Consider the following 16,236-nt stretch of genomic DNA (forward strand, 5'->3'; position numbering starts at 1 on the left):
AATCAAGCGATAGAACTTATCAAGTAAGTATAATAGGTTAGCGGTAAAAGACAAAATTTTGCTTTTTCTTCTTCTGTCATTCGAGTAGCTGACACTGGGATCCATTTCTTCATCATCATCAAAATGTTATATTTCAACATTACTTTTATGCTGACCAATTTAACTGGACTCCAGTTTCAGCTACTCGAATAACATTTTCGTAGTCGATTCAAAATAGCATAATTAACTACACCTTTCCAAAGATGAGAGACGCGTTGGTACCACCAAAACCAAATGAATTAGAAAGCGCATATTGAATTTTATGCTCTTGAGCTTTAAGTGGTACAAAATTTAAATCACACCCTTCTGAAGGTTTGTGTAGGTTTAAAGTTGGTGGAACAATTCCATTGTTTAATGCAAGGATACTAAATATTGCTTCAACACTTCCTGCGGCACCAAGTAAATGTCCTATAGAAGATTTAGTCGAGGAAACAGGTATTTTATAGGCATAGTCACCGAATAACTGCTTCATTGCTATTACTTCAACTTTATCCCCAAGTGTTGTTGAAGTTCCATGTGCATTGATATACCCAATTTGACTTGGGCTTACTTGTGCACTCCTTAAAGCAAGTTCCATTGCCTTAAGTGCGCCTCTTCCTTCTGGATGTGGTGCTGTGATGTGGTGCGCATCTCCTGTGAGTCCATATCCAGTGAGTTCTGCATATATTTTTGCTTCCCTTTTTTTTGCGTGTTCATATTCTTCCAGAACTAATATACCTGCCCCTTCGCCCATGACAAATCCATCGCGTTCTTCGTCCCATGGCCTTGAGGCCTCTTCAGGCTTATCATTAAATTTAGTTGATAGCGCCTTCATCGATGCAAAACCTGCAATTCCAACTCTGCATAACGCACTTTCTGCTCCGCCTGCAATCATAATGTCAGCTTCACCGAGTTTTATAGCTCTTGCTGAGTTTATAATCGCATGCGCACCTGTTGCACATGCAGTTACCGCTGAGTCATTTGGACCTATAAATTCGTATTTAATAGAAATATGACCAGATATCAAATTTATTAGACTTGCAGGAACAAAAAATGGGCTAACACGTCTAGGCCCCTTCTCCTGCATGGTAATTACATTTTCCTGAATTGATGGAAGACCACCTATACCAGAACCAATAGCCACACCTATTCGCTCTTTATTAATATTTTTATTTTCCAAAATTAGTGAATCTTCTACTGCCTGAACAGCTGCTGCAATTCCGTAGTGAATAAAACGATCTGTTCTTTTTAGGTCTTTTTCAAAAATATAATCTGGTGGATTAAAATAATGCTCAATGTTATCGGATTGCACAGGCACCTGCCCTGCAACCTGACAAGCAAGATCAGAAGAGTCGAACCTATCTGTATTGATTGCTTTGATGCCAGATTTACCTTCTTTCAGCTTTGACCAGGTGTTATTAACATCTGCTGCTAGTGGAGTAATTAAGCCAACACCGGTAACTACTACTCTTCTGCTCATTCAACATCAATTGTTTGCTTTGTTTACTACATATTCAACTATCTGTTCCATAGTTTCCATTTTTTGCGCATCTTCATCAGGAATCTCTATACCAAATTCTTCTTCAGCTGCCATGATTATTTCAACTGCATCTAAACTATCTGTGCCATGGTCTGAAAGCTTTGAAGAACTACCAAATCCCTCTACATCCTTACTGATGTGCTCTAGTATAATCTTCTTTACTTTTTCTTCTATATCTTCCCTAGTGCTTTTTGCCAATTCGTTCATTTCTTACTAAAAAATAACCTATTCTCTGATGTTATAAGAAATTTTGATGTTTGCAATAGCTTTTATGATTATATAAACTATTAAAAACTTCCTATCTCATAGCACTCGATAGTTAATAGATTTAAAAATGCTAGACGAAACAACAAAAAATTTGCTTGTTGTAGAAGTGAATAAGCTCTTACCTGAAAATAGTGAGAATAAACTTATATCAGCTATGCGTTATGTGCTTCTTGCTCCTGCAAAACATATACGTTCTTTTTTAGTTATAGCATCTTCGTCGATATTCAACATAAAGGTTGAAAAAGCAATAACAACAGCAGCAGCAATTGAATTTATTCATGCTTACTCCCTAATTCACGATGATCTGCCATGTATGGATAACAGTGATACCCGCAGAGGCCAGCCAAGCTGCCACAAAAAATTTGGTGAAGCAACAGCAGTACTGGCCGGAGATGCATTACTTACCCTGGCTTTTGAGATATTATCTGTGTTAAATTGTGAGATCATAAAAGTGCTCTCTCAAGCAATAGGAATGAAGGGAATGGTGGGAGGGCAGATTTTAGATATAGGTGCAGATTTTGACAAAATAAAAGAAATTCATTTGATGAAAACTGCAAAACTATTTGCAGCTTCATGTGAAATAGGGGCTATAATAGGAGGCGCTACAGACAAGGAGCGGGAAGCATTATATAACTATGGAATAAATCTAGGGCTTATTTTTCAAGCCAAAGATGATATCGAAGATTATGAGCAAGATAAAACAAACAATTTAATGTCCGTGCTTGGAAAAAATGAAATGGAAAACTATATAGATAGTCTCTTTAAACAGGCCTCAGATAATTTAAGTACGCTTTCAGGGAATACTAATGACTTATATGATTTATTGAATCAAGTAAAGAAGGATGGTTAGAAAAATTATATTACAAATGTTTATCTCTGTAGTAATGATTCTCACTTTAGCTTCTGCTTTTATAATTACGATTGTTTATATAAACAAAGATAAACCAGAGAAAAGGGAAAAGCTTTACGAAATAAATGCTACACATGGTGGTTTGACACAGATGATAGCAAGTTATTTGGTCAGGCCGATACTTGAATCAGCTCTTGATCGTTATATTGAAAAGCATGGGTTAGCAGAATACTTAGAAGAAATAACACAGCAAAAAGAAGAAGAGATGATAAACTTTTATGAAATTACTGAAGGCAGTGGCAGTAAAGTTTTCTGTGGCCAAGAAGTTCTGCTACAAATGTACAAAGTCTCCAACAACCTAGCAACGCTACTTCCGACTGATGTCAATTTGAAAATAGGTCAGGATTACTTAAAAGAAGTGAATTTAGGGGTAATAGGTATGAAAGAAGGCGGAGAGCGTGTAGTTACTATTGCTGCTGATGACAACAAAATGAGTTTTAACTCTTATTACATCAAACTGATTGAAGTAAAAGATAAATATCCCGATTCAGTAAATAACCTGATGATTTTTAATGATTTAATTAACAAAACTGGAAAACGAGTAAAATGTGGCGATGAGATATCAGTTCAATATAGCATAAAGAGACATAATGGTGAGTATATAATCAAAGATCAAATAGTGCAGTTTAAGGTTGGTGACAAAAAAACACCACTTGCTATAGAGCTTGGAGTTGTGGGAATGAGAGCTGGTAATAAAAGAACAGTTCTTTCTCCACCTGACCTTTTAACTGATGTATTAACAAAAGACATAGATTTTGATATTGCAATAATTGATTTAAGCTTGAATTCTACTATTGAAAAATAGCTTAAAGAATTACGAAGTAAGAAAAAATAAAACCTCTTGAATGCTCTATATTACTTAAAGTAGGCTTCCTCTAAAGTATAAATTTAGATAAATCAAGCTGCTTTGAAATTGACTCTAGTTTATCTCTTACATATTTGCTATCTATAACAAATTTTTCACTATTTTTTTCAGAAGCGATAAAATTTATTTCATCCAAAAGCTTCTCCATGACAGTATGAAGTCTTCTTGCACCTATATTTTCCACTTCTCTATTAACTGTAAATGCTATTTCAGCTATAGTCTCTATACCATCATCAGTAAACTCAAGTGTTACATTTTCCGTTTTCATTAACGCTATATACTGTTTTAACAAACTAGATTCTGGTTCCTTTAATATTTTTATTAGATCCTCTTGAGTAAGCGCCTTAAGTTCCACTCTAATTGGCAATCTACCCTGTAATTCTGGTAAAAGATCAGATGGCTTAGATAAATGAAAAGCACCAGATGCAATAAATAATATATAGTCTGTTTTTACGGGGCCATACTTAGTTGAAACAGTTGTTCCCTCAAGTAATGGTAACAGATCGCGCTGCACTCCTTCTCTGTTGACTTCACCTTTTATTTCTGTACGTGCTGCAATTTTATCTATTTCATCTAAAAACACTATGCCTTCATTGCTAACAAGATCAATCGCTTCTTTAATTATCTTGTCTTCATCCATTAACCTTTCGCTTTCTTCATTAATCAATATTTCACGTGCTTCTTTCACTTTAACTGTAATAGTTTTTGTTTTTTTGCTCCCATTAAACATCTTGCCCACGATTTCTGTTACGTTCATCACACCAATTTGCCCACCTGGCATACCAGGTATATCAAAAGTGGGTAGCATACCCTTGCTCTCCCTGACGTTAATAGAAACTTCTCCATCTTCAAATTCCTTATTTCTCAGTCTTTCTCTGAAAACTTTTTTGCTTTCCTCGGTTGCATCTTCACCAACCATGGAGTTGACTATTATCTTTTCAGCCAAACCTAAAGCTTTTTTAGTTAAGGCTTTACGTGCTTTTTCCTTAACTAAAACTATTGCTGCGTCAACTAAATCACGTATTATCGAGTCAACATCACGTCCAACATATCCTATTTCAGTAAATTTCGTTGCTTCAACTTTTATAAAAGGTGCACCAGCAAGCTTTGCTAAACGGCGAGCTATTTCAGTTTTACCAACTCCCGTATGGCCTATCATGAGTATATTCTTAGGTATAATCTCTTCACGTAGTGGAAGTGGGACTTTATTTCGACGCCAACGATTTCTGAGTGCAATAGCAACAGCGCGCTTTGCATCATTCTGCCCGATTATAAATCTGTCTAATTCTTTAACTATCTTCTGTGGTGGTAGATCATCTAATAAAGCTTGTGAGCTTTGAATGCTGCTACTTCCTGTACCTTCATTTTCATAGAGGCTATTTTTCTCATTACAGTCATCATTATTATCAAATTGACCTACTACAGGTTGACCAAAAGAATTGGTACACAAAGTTCTTGACATATTACTCCTTTATTTTTTCAATAATTAGATTATGGTTTGTATAAACACATATATCGGCAGCTATCTTCATAGCCTTTTTTGCAATCTCCTCTATTGATATTCCTTCAACGTCAATCAAAGCTTTTGCTGCAGATAAAGCAAAATTTCCTCCAGAGCCAATGGCTGCAATGCCATCCTCAGGTTCAAGAACATCACCCGTTCCTGTAATGACCAATGAAATGGACTTGTCTGCCACGATCATCATAGCTTCTAATTTTCTTAGATATTTATCCATTCTCCAGTCTTTTGCAAGTTCAACACATGCCCTCATTAACTGTCCTGGGTGCTTATCAAGTTTAGATTCTAGCCTTTCGAAGAGAGTAAATGCATCAGCTGTTGCTCCAGCAAAACCGGCAATTACGGAGTCACCAGAAAGACGCCTAACTTTTTTTGCTCCAGATTTTATAACGGTATGGCCTAGCGAGACTTGCCCATCACCTATTACTACTACATTTTTGTCTCTTCTAATTGACAGTATAGTAGTACCATACATTTTACTGCTGTCATGATTAATCATTTTTTGTTATTTTAATTCGTTATATTATATTAAGATTATAACTTATAATATAGTACTTTTCTTATAACATTTAAAGTGTAGATGCAAAACATAATTCATCCAAATCTGGAAAAAGATATAAATAATTGGTTTGAGGCAAAATTTAACGGCCTTACATTGCCATTTTATAGCTCTATAGATCTTAGAAACTCCAGCTACAAAATTGCTCCAGTAGACGCTAATTTATTTCCTGCAGGTTTCAACAATCTGAGCGAGGTATCGAGAGTAACAGCAGCAAAATTGATAAAAAGCTACTTCGAAACAAAACAATATAAGAAAGCCCTTATAATACCGGAAAATTACACACGAAATAAAATGTATATAGAAAATGTATTTGCCATAGAAAAGGTGCTTCAACTTGCAGGTTTCGAAACTAAAATTGGTCTCTTTCACAGTGAAGCATATAATTTAATAGAATTATATGAGACTATTGTAAAAGAAAATTCTTTATTAAAGACAACTTCAGGATTTGTACCCGATGTTATTATACTGAATAGAGATATGACAAGCCACATTCCAGATATTCTCAAAAATGTAAAACAAGAGATAATACCGAGCCCACTGTATGGTTGGCACAGTAGACAGAAATTTAAGTATTTTGAAATTTATCAAAAATTAGCGTCCGAATTTTGTAGCGGGTTTAAAATAGACTCATGGCTCATTTCTGCACTTACAGAAAATTGTAATGAAGTAGATTTTAATGATGATTCATCACTAAAAGCAATAGCGGTTAAAGTTGATCAAGTATTGTCTCTAATACAAAGTAAATATCAGGAATATAAAATAAAAACACAACCTTACGTTTTTATCAAAGCAAGCAATGGCACATACGGAATGGGTATCATAACAGTGACAAGTGGTGAAGAAGTGTTAAACCTCAACAAAAAAAAGCGCAGTAAAATGAAAAAGGTAAAGGAAGGTATAGAAGTAAGTAGTGTTATTATACAAGAAGGTGTACCAACTATCGATGTATTTAAGTGCAGTCCTGCAGAACCGCTGATATACTATGTAGGGAATACGCCTGCGTGCTACTTATATCGATGCAATAATAGAAAAGATACATATTCTAGCTTGAATTCCACTGACTGTGAATTTTATGACATCAGCCAAGAAAATAAAACTCTGCCACTTTGGAACATTGTTAGCAAATTAGCAGTATTAGCATTGGCAGTAGAAATAAAATCTTTTCACCTCTAATCCTTACATTCCCACAGCGTTGCCATCGGGCAGATCATTACCATCATTACCGGGCTGAGTATGGTGAGCATGATAGAGTCCAGTAGAAGGATCAGTGCCATTACTAGGTTGATTAACAAACTTATCGATGTTTGATATCAAGTATGCTATGCTTAATATTAAGCTAACTGTTATGCTTAAGTTGAAGTTATAGATTATGCCACCACCCAAGTCTATCGGTATAGTTGCAATTTCCATTCTCTTTAATGTAAAGCTTAATAAGCCTAATGACAAGGTTATCGTGCTGAAAATAACATCTTTTCTACATTCAGCAGATTTTTCAGGATTCTTATTATCCAGATACTTCTTCCATGTATAATAATAGCTTATAAATTCTGAAAATAGAAACAGAACTGCTGATGTTAAGCTAATATAACTTATTATATCTTTATTGTTCCCAGCTAGGAAATGAATGATTTTTGTCTGCATCAATATTCCTATTGTACAATTTGCCAAGAAGGCTAAGCTACCTATAACCTGTGCTGGTTTTTTAGGCTCACCTTTATCGTCCTGAGATTTATATCCAGCTAACTTGAGTCCAGAATGAAGAATGAGTAATGTTGATGTTGGTAATTTTATGAACTTGGCAATATCTAATATAGTACAAATATTGGATCTGTTGTTATCAATAAACTCGCAACAGAATTGCAATGAAATTTTACACAATATGCCTGTTAAACCTACTGCAATACAATACATCTTTCTAATATCATGATTGTGAGCATCATGTATACTGTGTATAAATGTATTTGGCTTACCTTTTGGCATAAGTAGATAATAAAATAATAACTTTTTAATGTTATACCATAAAAATCTTAAAAGATAAAGTGCTATAAATCAGGACCTTGAGAGTGATCTAAACATAAATCTGCCAAGCATTTGATAAATAAGAGATCAGTACTGAGAGTTGGTACGCGAAAATAATATCCGTCTTTGATAATTGCTTTATACTCTATATCAAGTTCAACCAGTGTTTCCGAATGTTCAGACACAAAAGATATAGGTGATAAAACTACGGGTATATCATCGGCTTTTGCGCGTGACAATTCACTTTCAGTGCTAGGCTCCAACCATTTTACTGGGCCAACCTTACTCTGATAACATATTCCCCAATCAAGATCTTCAATATTCAATTTTTTTACTATTAACTTTACTGTTTTTTCTATCTGTGAAGCGTAAGGGTCGCCTTTTTTAATGATACTAAGAGGCAAGCTATGAGCTGAAAACAGTACTCTTGGCTTACCGATTTTGCTAGCTAACTTGTAGTACTTAGCTGTCAGATTGGTGTAAGCTTCAATAAAGTCTTCATTGTCATAATAATTATTGATTATTGTTGTGTTACATTCTAGGCTATGTTTTTTGGCATTTTTTTGCCAATTCTCGATGAATGATAGAGTTGTGGTGGTTGAATATTGTGGATATAGTGGTAACAGAATGATTTCGTCAGGGTCGAATTGCTTTACGCTTTTAACAACTTCATCAGCAAATGGATGCCAATAACGCATGCAGATAAATATCTTATACACATGGTTTTCATCTTCATTTAATTTTAGTTCTAAAGCATCAGCTTGTGCTTTTGTATTCTCCAAAATTGGAGACTTACCTCCAATGTGCTCGTATATTTCTTGTGCAGTATTTTCTCGCCTTTTGGAGATAAACTTTGCTAAAAGAAAGCGGAAAGGATTGGGTAGATTGACTATTCTTCTATCATAAAAGAGATTAAATAAAAAAAGACGAACTGCACTCAGTGAATCAGGCCCGCCTAGGTTAAATAAGATTACTGCCTTCTTCACTGACAACACCTTGCTTCAGGTTTGCCTATAAAATCAGCTACACACTCATCAAGTTTAGTTACAGGCACTAAATTTCTCACACTAGCATACAATAGATGGCCAGATCTCTTCACGTTACTCTGTGTAGATACAAAGTTTCTATCAAAAACCACATCAACACAGAAACTTGGAACTGCTTCAAGAAGCTCAACAGCAGCCAAAGATATCATTATGCAGCTTTGTAGGGCCTTCAGAAGAATAGTAAGGGGAAAAAGTAAAAACCTAACAAAGAGAGAGGGAGGACTTTCATTCATTAGTTGTCCTGGATTAGGAGAATTATACTCAATATGCTGTCTGTTTTTATCAAAGATAGGAAATTTTATAATGTCTTTCTTAAATTCCTGCTCTATTTGTTTCTCGGTATAATTTTCATTATTAGTCATTTTTTTTAATAACTTTTCACGCAAGTGAAAGGTTCTTATAACAAAACATGTTGCAATCATCAATGCAGCGCATGTAAGTGCACACTCCTTAAGACTTATACTACCTATCATAGGTAATGCAAGACAAATAAATGGCACTATGATTGTCATTTCAAGAAATGGAATGATGTTTCTTTTTATTGCAAAAAAAGCGCCTTCTTTTAATTTTGTATTACGATATGCGCTATACTCCAAATAACTCAAACACGCCAAATTAAAAGTTAAAAATCCCTTTGTTCCACAAAAAATTGATGATTTTAAATTATTAACAAATGTTTTAGCAGAAGATTCAGTTTCAACCGGTTGTTTGGTAGTAGATTTAGTTTTTTTACAACAAGCATGCATACAATACTCCTATGATTATTGTCCAATAGAAATTTCAAATTTTGTAAAATCTTTAAAAACCCAGTTATTTTTAAGAGTGTAGAAAATAGTTATAAGAAATTTTCTAGCAGTAGCAGTTATAGCCTTAGCAGAACCACGCTTCTTTTTTATATGTTCATAAAAGCTTTTCAAGTAAGGACTGTAACGTACAGCAATCCAAGTACATTGAACTAAAGAAGTACGCGCTATTTTTGACCCTCGTTTGGTAATTCTTCCAATTGTACATTGCTGATTAGATTGAGAAACTCTTGGTACAACTCCAAAATATGCAGTAAGTTTCTCAGGTCTACGGAAATCATTAATGTCTCCAATTGTTACAATAAAAACAGCTGCAGAAATTGGACCTATTCCCTTTATGCTGATAAGATTGCTGAACCCAGGAAGTTGTTTAGCGAAAGCTATAATTTCCTTTTCAAGCTTTTTAAGGCTTTCTCGGATAGCTTCTAAATGATAGCTAATCACTTCAATTTCAACTTTTTCTAAAGGATCCCAATTATGCTTTTGAGTAGCACGTTCAAATCCTACTTTAGTTGTAAGTACTTCTTTTTTAATTTTTATTCCATGGTAATTAAAAAGACCATGAACTTTATTGATTAAAGATACCCGTGACTTTACTAACTGATCTCTCGTTTGAAGAAGAGAAGCTAACTGCTGGCATTGTTTGTTTTTGCACCTTGCCTCAGGCAACATATCTTTGCTGAGAAAGAAAGCAATAGCTCGTGCATCATGCTTATCTGTTTTGTTCACAGAGCGACGAACAACTTCAAACTGCCCAGGAGCAATTATTACTATGCATTTAACGTAAGGTGAAACTGCATCATAAAAGAAACAGCTATTACCTGTTGCTTCTATGGCTACTTCATCTGTTTCTTGAAGATCTTTGGTGAAATTATCCAAGTCTTTTAAGCGAAACGTTTGAATATGCTCAGGTTTCCCTTCCTGTAAGTAACAAGCAGTAAAACTATTGGTATGTAAATCAACTCCAATGTGACGCATATTTTTTCCTCCAATTGCATATTTCAATATATCAGAGTAGAATATTGCCAGTTGTTCCAAACTCCTATACGAGGTCATCACATCACATTTTGTGAGCCTCACGATGATTTTCGGTGGCAGGGGCAGTTAATCTCTCCTACGAAGTCTTCTTTCTATTCTTCATATAAGAGCAGAAAGTGCTTCAGAAAAATATCCAACCTGCCACCTAGTCCACTCTGAGAAGTTATTATCTTCTCTTGCTTACAACCAAGCAATACTTATTCATACCATCTCCTATTTTAGTAGTAAAAAATATTTCAATACCACCTTTTAAGATATCTGTGTAATTTCTTTTTCCATCTTCTGTAATTTCAACTTTTACTATACTTTCCTTAATCTGAAATATGCCAACTTCTAAATCCTTAGCTTTTTCATTATTTAAAGTTCTTGCAGTTTTAACAATACTACCTTGTGGATACTTAATATAAAAATATTTATTATCTACTTCTACTTCAAGATCATATTTATCAATTTGCTTGTTATTTTCTTTCACAATACCTTCAAATGCTAGACCCTCTAGCATTTTTTTCTTACTCTTACATTGTTCGTTAAGATCATTTAAATAATTAGAGCCGTAATATCCGCCTTCAATATCGCTATAAAAAGATAATCCTTTTTCTACCCCACCTTTTAACACTAAATTACGAGTGATCTTTTGTATGATATTTTTTGTAGTTGAATTGTGTGGATTTGCATGAAAGCGATTAATTAATTCTTCCATTTTTTCAAATATAAAATTTGTTACAGTCTTATTATCCTTACCGTAATATGAGTTTAATCTTATTCCTTGATTTAAATAACCCTCTATTGTGCGTTCCATGTACTTTAAAACGCTTTCTTGCTCATCGTGTTCTGTTATACCTTTTATCATCTCATCACAAAATTTTTTAACTAGAATTTGTTCATCTGTAGTCAATGGTATTTGCAATTTCGTAAAAGATGAGTCTCGCTCAAAAAGATAAATTATTGACAATTCCTCTGCTCTTTTAATAAAGTCATAATTCCTTAGATATTCTGCAATATCTTTGTTTTTTGCGTACCTTTTCTTGGTTAAATCCATATGCCTATCTTTACGACTTATAGTCGGTAATTTTGGATTTGATGAATTACTCTGTTGACTATTGAAGAAGCTGTTAGAGAACTGTTCAGGCTCTAAAATAAGATTACTTTCACCTTGTTTACCTACTTGATTTAACATATTATATACCATAACCACTAAAACTTTTTAGTGACTACTTCAATACATAGATAAGTCAATAAAAATATCTTTTTCTCTTCAGTGCTAAAAAATTGTCAAAAATCTCAAAATTGGTTAATTGCATATAACCTACTTTCTGGTATACATCAAAACTACTGTAGAAAGCTTCAACTTTGAAAGGGATTAACAAATAAAACTCTTGTACTTTGCCTCTACTAAAGTACAATCAGGCTTTATTTAATATTTTTCATGCTTGATGAAGTACATGAGGAGTGTGGGGTATTTGGCATAAGTTACAACCAAAGTGCTGCTTTTAACTCTATACTTGCTCTCCACGCTTTGCAGCATAGAGGTCAAGAGTCTTTTGGCGTAGTAACCAGTAACAACGATAAGCTGCACTCTTATCACTTTCAAGGTCAAGTGAGCAGTGTATTTGATGATATAGATGAAATAAAGAAATCCTTACCTGGAGATTGTGCAATAGGTCATGTTCGATACTCAACAAGTGGCAGTAAATTTGGAGTGCAGCCCATATTTGGCAAAAGTGGCAAATTTGGGGATTTTGCCATAGCACATAATGGTAATTTAATTAATATTTCTCCGATACGCGAACAATTAATTAAACAAGAGTGCGTTTTTCAGTCAGATATTGATACAGAAGTAGTAGTGCATCTGACAGCAAGTGGTGAAAAAGATAGCTTTTTAGAGAGTTTTATATATGCATTAAAGCAAATACAAGGTGCTTATTCTTTTGTGGCAATCAATCAAGAAGTAGTTATTGGAGTACGTGATCCATCTGGAATCAGGCCTCTTGTTTTAGGAAAGTTAAACGATTCTTACGTTCTTGCATCTGAAACTTGTGCTCTTGATATAATAAATGCAGAGTTTATTAGAGAAATAGAACCAGGCGAATTAGTTACCATCAGTTCGGATAGTAAGCTAGCCTCAATGTTTCCTTTCCCACAGCAAAAATCAAGTTTTTGTATTTTTGAATACGTTTACTTCTCGAGACCAGACAGCATAATGGAGAATAGGTCCATATATGATATAAGAAAAGAAATAGGAAGAATACTTGCAGAAGAGAGCCCACCAAAAAACAATGTAGATATGGTTGTACCAATACCTGATTCTGGAATACCTGCAGCTATTGGATATGCAAAGCATTCAGGATTACCTATGGAACTGGGGATAATTCGTAATCATTACATAGGAAGAACTTTTATACAACCAACTGCTGAAGTACGTAAAGTTAGAATAAAATTAAAATTCAATGCTAATAAGCACACTTTGAAAGGTAAAAACATAATTTTAATAGATGATAGTATAGTGCGTGGTAGTACGTTAACAAACATAATAGTTATGCTAAAAGATGCAGGAGTAAAAGAGATTCACCTCAAAATTTCAAGTCCACCAATTAAGCATTCTTGTTTTTATGGAATAGATACGCCAGAGTGCAAAGATTTAATTGCTGCAAATAAATCTGTAGAGGAAATTAAGGAAATTATAGGAGTAAATAGCTTAGCCTTCTTGAGTATTAATGGATTATACAGGGCTGTTAAAGAAGAAAAACGTAACAATGCTACACCGCAATATTGTGATGCTTGCTTCACTGGTGACTACCCAATTGGTAAGTAATCTATTATTAATGAAGGTGAGGTTTTTTCTATATTACATTAACACTTTTAAAAATAGGTTTTTTGCATCACCATATAGTTTTTGCCTGGGCGTCATTTGAGTGAAAACTACTTTACAAATTTCGTCATTCCCTTTACTATGATAATAAGAGTATTTATCATTATTTTTGATCTGCAGGTTCAATTACAAAATCAGTAAAAAACTCAAATATTTATTGGCAAATTACACAAAAATTATAGCGGCTTTTTTTATTTTTTCTACATTCAGCCAAAACGCGCTTGTTAGGACATTATTACAACGCCAATTTACATTATTAAAACTCTTCACACGGGGATTCTTTTGCCTTTTTTCTTCATTTGGTAAATTTCTTAATATTTATAGCAAAAAGAGCACAGATGTCATTCCAGTGCTTGACACTGGGATCCAGGAATTTTTTGAGCATGAAAGTTATGCTAAGTTTTTGTTGGTAAGTAGAGGCTGGATCCCAGTGTCAAGCACTGGGATGACAAGAAAGAAAGCGCTGATTTCATATGTATCTGATAAAAAAGATGATGTCATGCCAGTGCCCAGACACTGGCATCCAGTTTTTTCATGATCATCAAAACGTTGTATTTTAACATAAAATGGCTACTTTTATGCTTACCAACCTAATAAAATTCCTGGATCTCAGTGTCAAGCACTGGGATGACAACGGAGGGACTACTCGAATAACACCTTTATGGTGGCTTAAGTCACAAGTTCGTGCAGTAATGGTGCTTCTTAAAGAAGCACCATTTGCTAATGTTTTTCTGAAATTTTAGTGCCTAGCGGCAGCTATTTGATGTTGCATCCCATGTTTGACCACTAGGGCAAGTTGGGGTTGTACTACTAGTTGTACATGCATCTTTTCCTGTTATTGCTTTCACAACTGCAGGAGCGCCAAAAAACACAGCAGTGAACGCACCGAGTGCAAAAAGCGCTGGCCACGGCATTCTGCCAAATATTGCAAGCAATGCTGCACCTATTATCACTATCGTGATCATTGGTCCACCCAAACTGTGAGTATAGCTCACTATTTTACATATCACTGCTGATGTTTCATCAGCATGTACATCAAACGCAAAGGAAAGAATTAAAGCTACAAGTAGAAGAAAGTTTTTCATTATGCCTCCGTATTTAACGCTGGATTATCCTTCACTTTGATTAAATTTAAGTAAACGGTGAGGATTTTTTACTTAAAAGTATGCTTTATTTCATTTAGAATACTTTTCTTAGTTTATTTATATTACAAGTGCTACAGAAATTTTATAGTATCGTTTATTGCCTTTATCGTGCTTTAATTGACACAATTTATAATGATGGAGTGGAGCATGCAGGGTATCTATCATTTTTAATCCTGTTATCAATATTTCCTTTTCTTATTGTTTTAATAGCCATGGCATCAACGTTCGTAAATTTCTTAGATCAATACAATGTCGGCTGGGCATTTATTATTGATAACATGCCACAGGATATTTTATCATCTTTGATGCCACGTATTAGGGAGATAATATCAGGCCCTCCGCAAAGCTTATTAACCTTGGCAATTGTAGGCGCTGTTTGGACTGCCTCATCGACAATTGAAGGATTTAGAACGATATTGAATAAGGCCTATAAAGTTCCGGTTTCATCGCCTTATATATGGAGAAGGGTGCTCAGTATATTACAATTTTTAGTAATTACGCTTGTTACAACTCTGACTATAGTATTTTTTACATTAGTGCCAATGTTAATTGATTTTTCTTACCAAGGGCTAAGTTATACTAGATATTTACTTATTGAGTTTCTGCTTTTTACTATAGTATCTTGGCTATATTTCACATTGCCAAACATAAAACAAAACTTATCAGACGTATTTCCCGGATCTTGTGTGGCTGTTATTCTTTGGACGATCTCTGCTTCAGCTTTCAAGCAATACTTAAAAGCTTCTTTTGACCAACTGAATTTGATATATGGAAGCTTAGGTGGTGTGGTAGTATCGTTACTATTTTTTTATGTGCTAAGTTTGATTTTTATATATGGAGCAAAATTTAATTTTCAGCTAAAATATTTCAATGGATCTTGCTAAGGAGAAAGAAATGGGTGACTTAGAAGGTAAAATAGCTTTAATTACCGGAGCTTCAGGTGGAATAGGCTCTTCTGTTGCAAAAAGATTTGTAAAAGAAGGTGCATGTGTAATTCTGATTTCCAGATCTCTTGATAATCTCAAGCCATTGTATAACGAAATTGAAGAGCTTAAAGAAGGCTCTGTGAAACTAATTCAACTTGATCTTTTGGACTTTGAAAACGTAGAAAAACTGGCAAATATGATAGAAAGCCCAAAATTATCAGAATCTGGAACACTTGATATACTGATTACATGCACTGAAATTTTAGGTAAGTTGAGCTCTGTTCATGATTGTGAGCTTGAAGATCTACAGAACGTAATGAACACAAATTTTACTGCCAGTTGGTACTTGCTAAAAAATTTGGGTCCAATACTAAAAAAGTCTAATGCTGGAAGAGCGATATTCATGACCTCAGAGATAACACTTTCTCCTTCCTCTTATCCATATTGGGTACCATATGCTGCAAGTAAGGCTGCGCTAGAAGCAATGGTGAAGATATATGCATCTGAGACAAAGCATACGAACTTATGCATAAATGCCGTGTATTCGGAAGGGCCTATCGATAGTGAAATGTATAAGCAAGCATTTTTGGGAAAAGATATATCTGAATTAGTATCGCCTGAGAAATTAACAAATAAATTCGTAGAGTTGGCTTCTGATGACTGCAGTATATCAGGACAAATCTTGCCATTAAGTAAATCTCCCGAATAA

The 16,236-nt window shown here is 34.5% G+C and carries 18 protein-coding genes; 7 read left to right on the forward strand and 11 right to left on the reverse strand.

Annotated features, from left to right (window positions below; translation table 11 throughout):
- Positions 1-2: 2 nt before the first annotated feature.
- The 3 genes from EJB00_RS06110 to acpP all read right to left on the reverse strand — a co-directional run bounded on the left by EJB00_RS06110 (position 3) and on the right by acpP (position 1,765).
- Positions 3-140, reverse strand: a complete 138-nt coding sequence (locus tag EJB00_RS06110) for a hypothetical protein (RefSeq protein ID WP_158307661.1) — start codon at positions 138-140, stop codon at positions 3-5.
- An 86-nt stretch (positions 141-226) separates the two neighbouring features.
- On the reverse strand, positions 227-1,498 hold the full coding sequence (gene fabF / locus EJB00_RS00485) for a beta-ketoacyl-ACP synthase II (protein WP_015588005.1): 1,272 nt from the start codon (positions 1,496-1,498) through the stop codon (positions 227-229).
- A 6-nt stretch (positions 1,499-1,504) separates the two neighbouring features.
- Positions 1,505-1,765, reverse strand: coding sequence for an acyl carrier protein (gene acpP, locus EJB00_RS00490; protein ID WP_015588004.1), 261 nt, complete (start codon positions 1,763-1,765; stop codon positions 1,505-1,507).
- Between the two features lie 127 nt (positions 1,766-1,892).
- On the opposite strand from acpP, the gene EJB00_RS00495 reads away from it, so the two are divergent.
- Both EJB00_RS00495 and EJB00_RS00500 read left to right on the forward strand, forming a co-directional pair.
- A complete protein-coding gene (locus EJB00_RS00495; protein ID WP_015588003.1) occupies positions 1,893-2,675 on the forward strand; it encodes a polyprenyl synthetase family protein in 783 nt (260 codons plus the stop codon).
- Entirely contained in the window at positions 2,668-3,540 is an 873-nt protein-coding gene (locus EJB00_RS00500; protein ID WP_015588002.1) for an FKBP-type peptidyl-prolyl cis-trans isomerase, read from the forward strand. Before EJB00_RS00495 ends, EJB00_RS00500 begins: the two co-directional genes overlap by 8 nt.
- A 70-nt stretch (positions 3,541-3,610) precedes the next feature.
- Here the strand turns inward: EJB00_RS00500 and hslU are convergent, their stop codons facing one another.
- The gene (gene hslU, locus EJB00_RS00505; RefSeq protein WP_135352864.1) at positions 3,611-5,062 is read right to left on the reverse strand and encodes an ATP-dependent protease ATPase subunit HslU; all 1,452 of its coding nucleotides are present in this window, start codon (positions 5,060-5,062) and stop codon (positions 3,611-3,613) included.
- 1 nt (position 5,063) lies between these two features.
- Positions 5,064-5,618, reverse strand: coding sequence for an ATP-dependent protease subunit HslV (hslV, locus tag EJB00_RS00510; protein WP_015588000.1), 555 nt, complete (start codon positions 5,616-5,618; stop codon positions 5,064-5,066).
- A gap of 81 nt (positions 5,619-5,699) precedes the next feature.
- Here hslV and gshA point away from each other — a divergent pair, with 81 nt between their 5' ends.
- Complete coding sequence (gene gshA, locus EJB00_RS00515; protein ID WP_015587999.1) at positions 5,700-6,854, forward strand: glutamate--cysteine ligase; 1,155 nt, start codon at positions 5,700-5,702, stop codon at positions 6,852-6,854.
- Between the two features lie 3 nt (positions 6,855-6,857).
- Here gshA and EJB00_RS00520 read toward each other — a convergent pair whose 3' ends face one another.
- The 5 genes from EJB00_RS00520 to EJB00_RS00540 form a co-directional block, all read right to left on the reverse strand.
- Entirely contained in the window at positions 6,858-7,661 is an 804-nt protein-coding gene (locus EJB00_RS00520) for a hypothetical protein (protein WP_015587998.1), read from the reverse strand.
- A 62-nt stretch (positions 7,662-7,723) separates the two neighbouring features.
- Positions 7,724-8,686 carry a ferrochelatase gene (gene hemH, locus EJB00_RS00525; protein WP_015587997.1) on the reverse strand — a complete coding sequence of 321 codons (963 nt, stop codon included), beginning with the start codon at positions 8,684-8,686 and terminating at the stop codon, positions 7,724-7,726.
- On the reverse strand, positions 8,683-9,492 hold the full coding sequence (locus EJB00_RS00530; protein ID WP_225416284.1) for a hypothetical protein: 810 nt from the start codon (positions 9,490-9,492) through the stop codon (positions 8,683-8,685). The genes hemH and EJB00_RS00530 overlap by 4 nt, the downstream gene beginning before the upstream one ends.
- Before the next feature lie 15 nt (positions 9,493-9,507).
- Positions 9,508-10,527, reverse strand: a complete 1,020-nt coding sequence (locus EJB00_RS00535) for an IS110 family RNA-guided transposase (protein ID WP_135352712.1) — start codon at positions 10,525-10,527, stop codon at positions 9,508-9,510.
- Between the two features lie 226 nt (positions 10,528-10,753).
- A complete protein-coding gene (locus EJB00_RS00540) occupies positions 10,754-11,764 on the reverse strand; it encodes a hypothetical protein (RefSeq protein ID WP_225416285.1) in 1,011 nt (336 codons plus the stop codon).
- A gap of 249 nt (positions 11,765-12,013) precedes the next feature.
- Between EJB00_RS00540 and purF the strand changes: the two genes are divergently transcribed.
- The gene (purF, locus tag EJB00_RS00545) at positions 12,014-13,399 is read left to right on the forward strand and encodes an amidophosphoribosyltransferase (protein WP_015588255.1); all 1,386 of its coding nucleotides are present in this window, start codon (positions 12,014-12,016) and stop codon (positions 13,397-13,399) included.
- 214 nt (positions 13,400-13,613) lie between these two features.
- Positions 13,614-13,994: a hypothetical protein gene (locus EJB00_RS00550; RefSeq protein WP_135353031.1), complete on the forward strand. Its 381-nt coding sequence runs from the start codon at positions 13,614-13,616 to the stop codon at positions 13,992-13,994.
- A 208-nt stretch (positions 13,995-14,202) separates the two neighbouring features.
- Here EJB00_RS00550 and EJB00_RS00555 read toward each other — a convergent pair whose 3' ends face one another.
- Positions 14,203-14,541, reverse strand: a complete 339-nt coding sequence (locus EJB00_RS00555) for a TrbC/VirB2 family protein (protein ID WP_015588256.1) — start codon at positions 14,539-14,541, stop codon at positions 14,203-14,205.
- Positions 14,542-14,669: 128 nt separating this feature from the next.
- Between EJB00_RS00555 and EJB00_RS00560 the strand changes: the two genes are divergently transcribed.
- Together EJB00_RS00560 and EJB00_RS00565 are read left to right on the forward strand one after the other, a co-directional pair.
- Positions 14,670-15,485 carry a YihY/virulence factor BrkB family protein gene (locus EJB00_RS00560; protein WP_015588257.1) on the forward strand — a complete coding sequence of 272 codons (816 nt, stop codon included), beginning with the start codon at positions 14,670-14,672 and terminating at the stop codon, positions 15,483-15,485.
- Positions 15,472-16,236, forward strand: a complete 765-nt coding sequence (locus EJB00_RS00565; protein WP_015588258.1) for an SDR family NAD(P)-dependent oxidoreductase — start codon at positions 15,472-15,474, stop codon at positions 16,234-16,236. The genes EJB00_RS00560 and EJB00_RS00565 overlap by 14 nt, the downstream gene beginning before the upstream one ends.

The organism is Wolbachia endosymbiont of Drosophila mauritiana, assembly GCF_004795975.1.
Lineage (GTDB): Bacteria > Pseudomonadota > Alphaproteobacteria > Rickettsiales > Anaplasmataceae > Wolbachia.

Coding starts and splice junctions, on each gene's coding strand:
- purF (WP_015588255.1), top strand. CDS start 12,014: ATGCTTGATGAAGTACATGAGGAGTGTGGGGTATTTGGCATAAGTTAC.
- EJB00_RS00565 (WP_015588258.1), top strand. CDS start 15,472: ATGGATCTTGCTAAGGAGAAAGAAATGGGTGACTTAGAAGGTAAAATA.
- gshA (WP_015587999.1), top strand. CDS start 5,700: ATGCAAAACATAATTCATCCAAATCTGGAAAAAGATATAAATAATTGG.
- EJB00_RS00520 (WP_015587998.1), bottom strand. CDS start 7,661: ATGCCAAAAGGTAAGCCAAATACATTTATACACAGTATACATGATGCT.
- hslV (WP_015588000.1), bottom strand. CDS start 5,618: ATGATTAATCATGACAGCAGTAAAATGTATGGTACTACTATACTGTCA.
- EJB00_RS00540 (WP_225416285.1), bottom strand. CDS start 11,764: ATGTTAAATCAAGTAGGTAAACAAGGTGAAAGTAATCTTATTTTAGAG.
- EJB00_RS06110 (WP_158307661.1), bottom strand. CDS start 140: ATGTTGAAATATAACATTTTGATGATGATGAAGAAATGGATCCCAGTG.
- hslU (WP_135352864.1), bottom strand. CDS start 5,062: ATGTCAAGAACTTTGTGTACCAATTCTTTTGGTCAACCTGTAGTAGGT.
- EJB00_RS00500 (WP_015588002.1), top strand. CDS start 2,668: ATGGTTAGAAAAATTATATTACAAATGTTTATCTCTGTAGTAATGATT.
- EJB00_RS00555 (WP_015588256.1), bottom strand. CDS start 14,541: ATGAAAAACTTTCTTCTACTTGTAGCTTTAATTCTTTCCTTTGCGTTT.
- fabF (WP_015588005.1), bottom strand. CDS start 1,498: ATGAGCAGAAGAGTAGTAGTTACCGGTGTTGGCTTAATTACTCCACTA.
- EJB00_RS00495 (WP_015588003.1), top strand. CDS start 1,893: ATGCTAGACGAAACAACAAAAAATTTGCTTGTTGTAGAAGTGAATAAG.
- EJB00_RS00530 (WP_225416284.1), bottom strand. CDS start 9,492: ATGCATGCTTGTTGTAAAAAAACTAAATCTACTACCAAACAACCGGTT.
- acpP (WP_015588004.1), bottom strand. CDS start 1,765: ATGAACGAATTGGCAAAAAGCACTAGGGAAGATATAGAAGAAAAAGTA.
- EJB00_RS00535 (WP_135352712.1), bottom strand. CDS start 10,527: ATGCGTCACATTGGAGTTGATTTACATACCAATAGTTTTACTGCTTGT.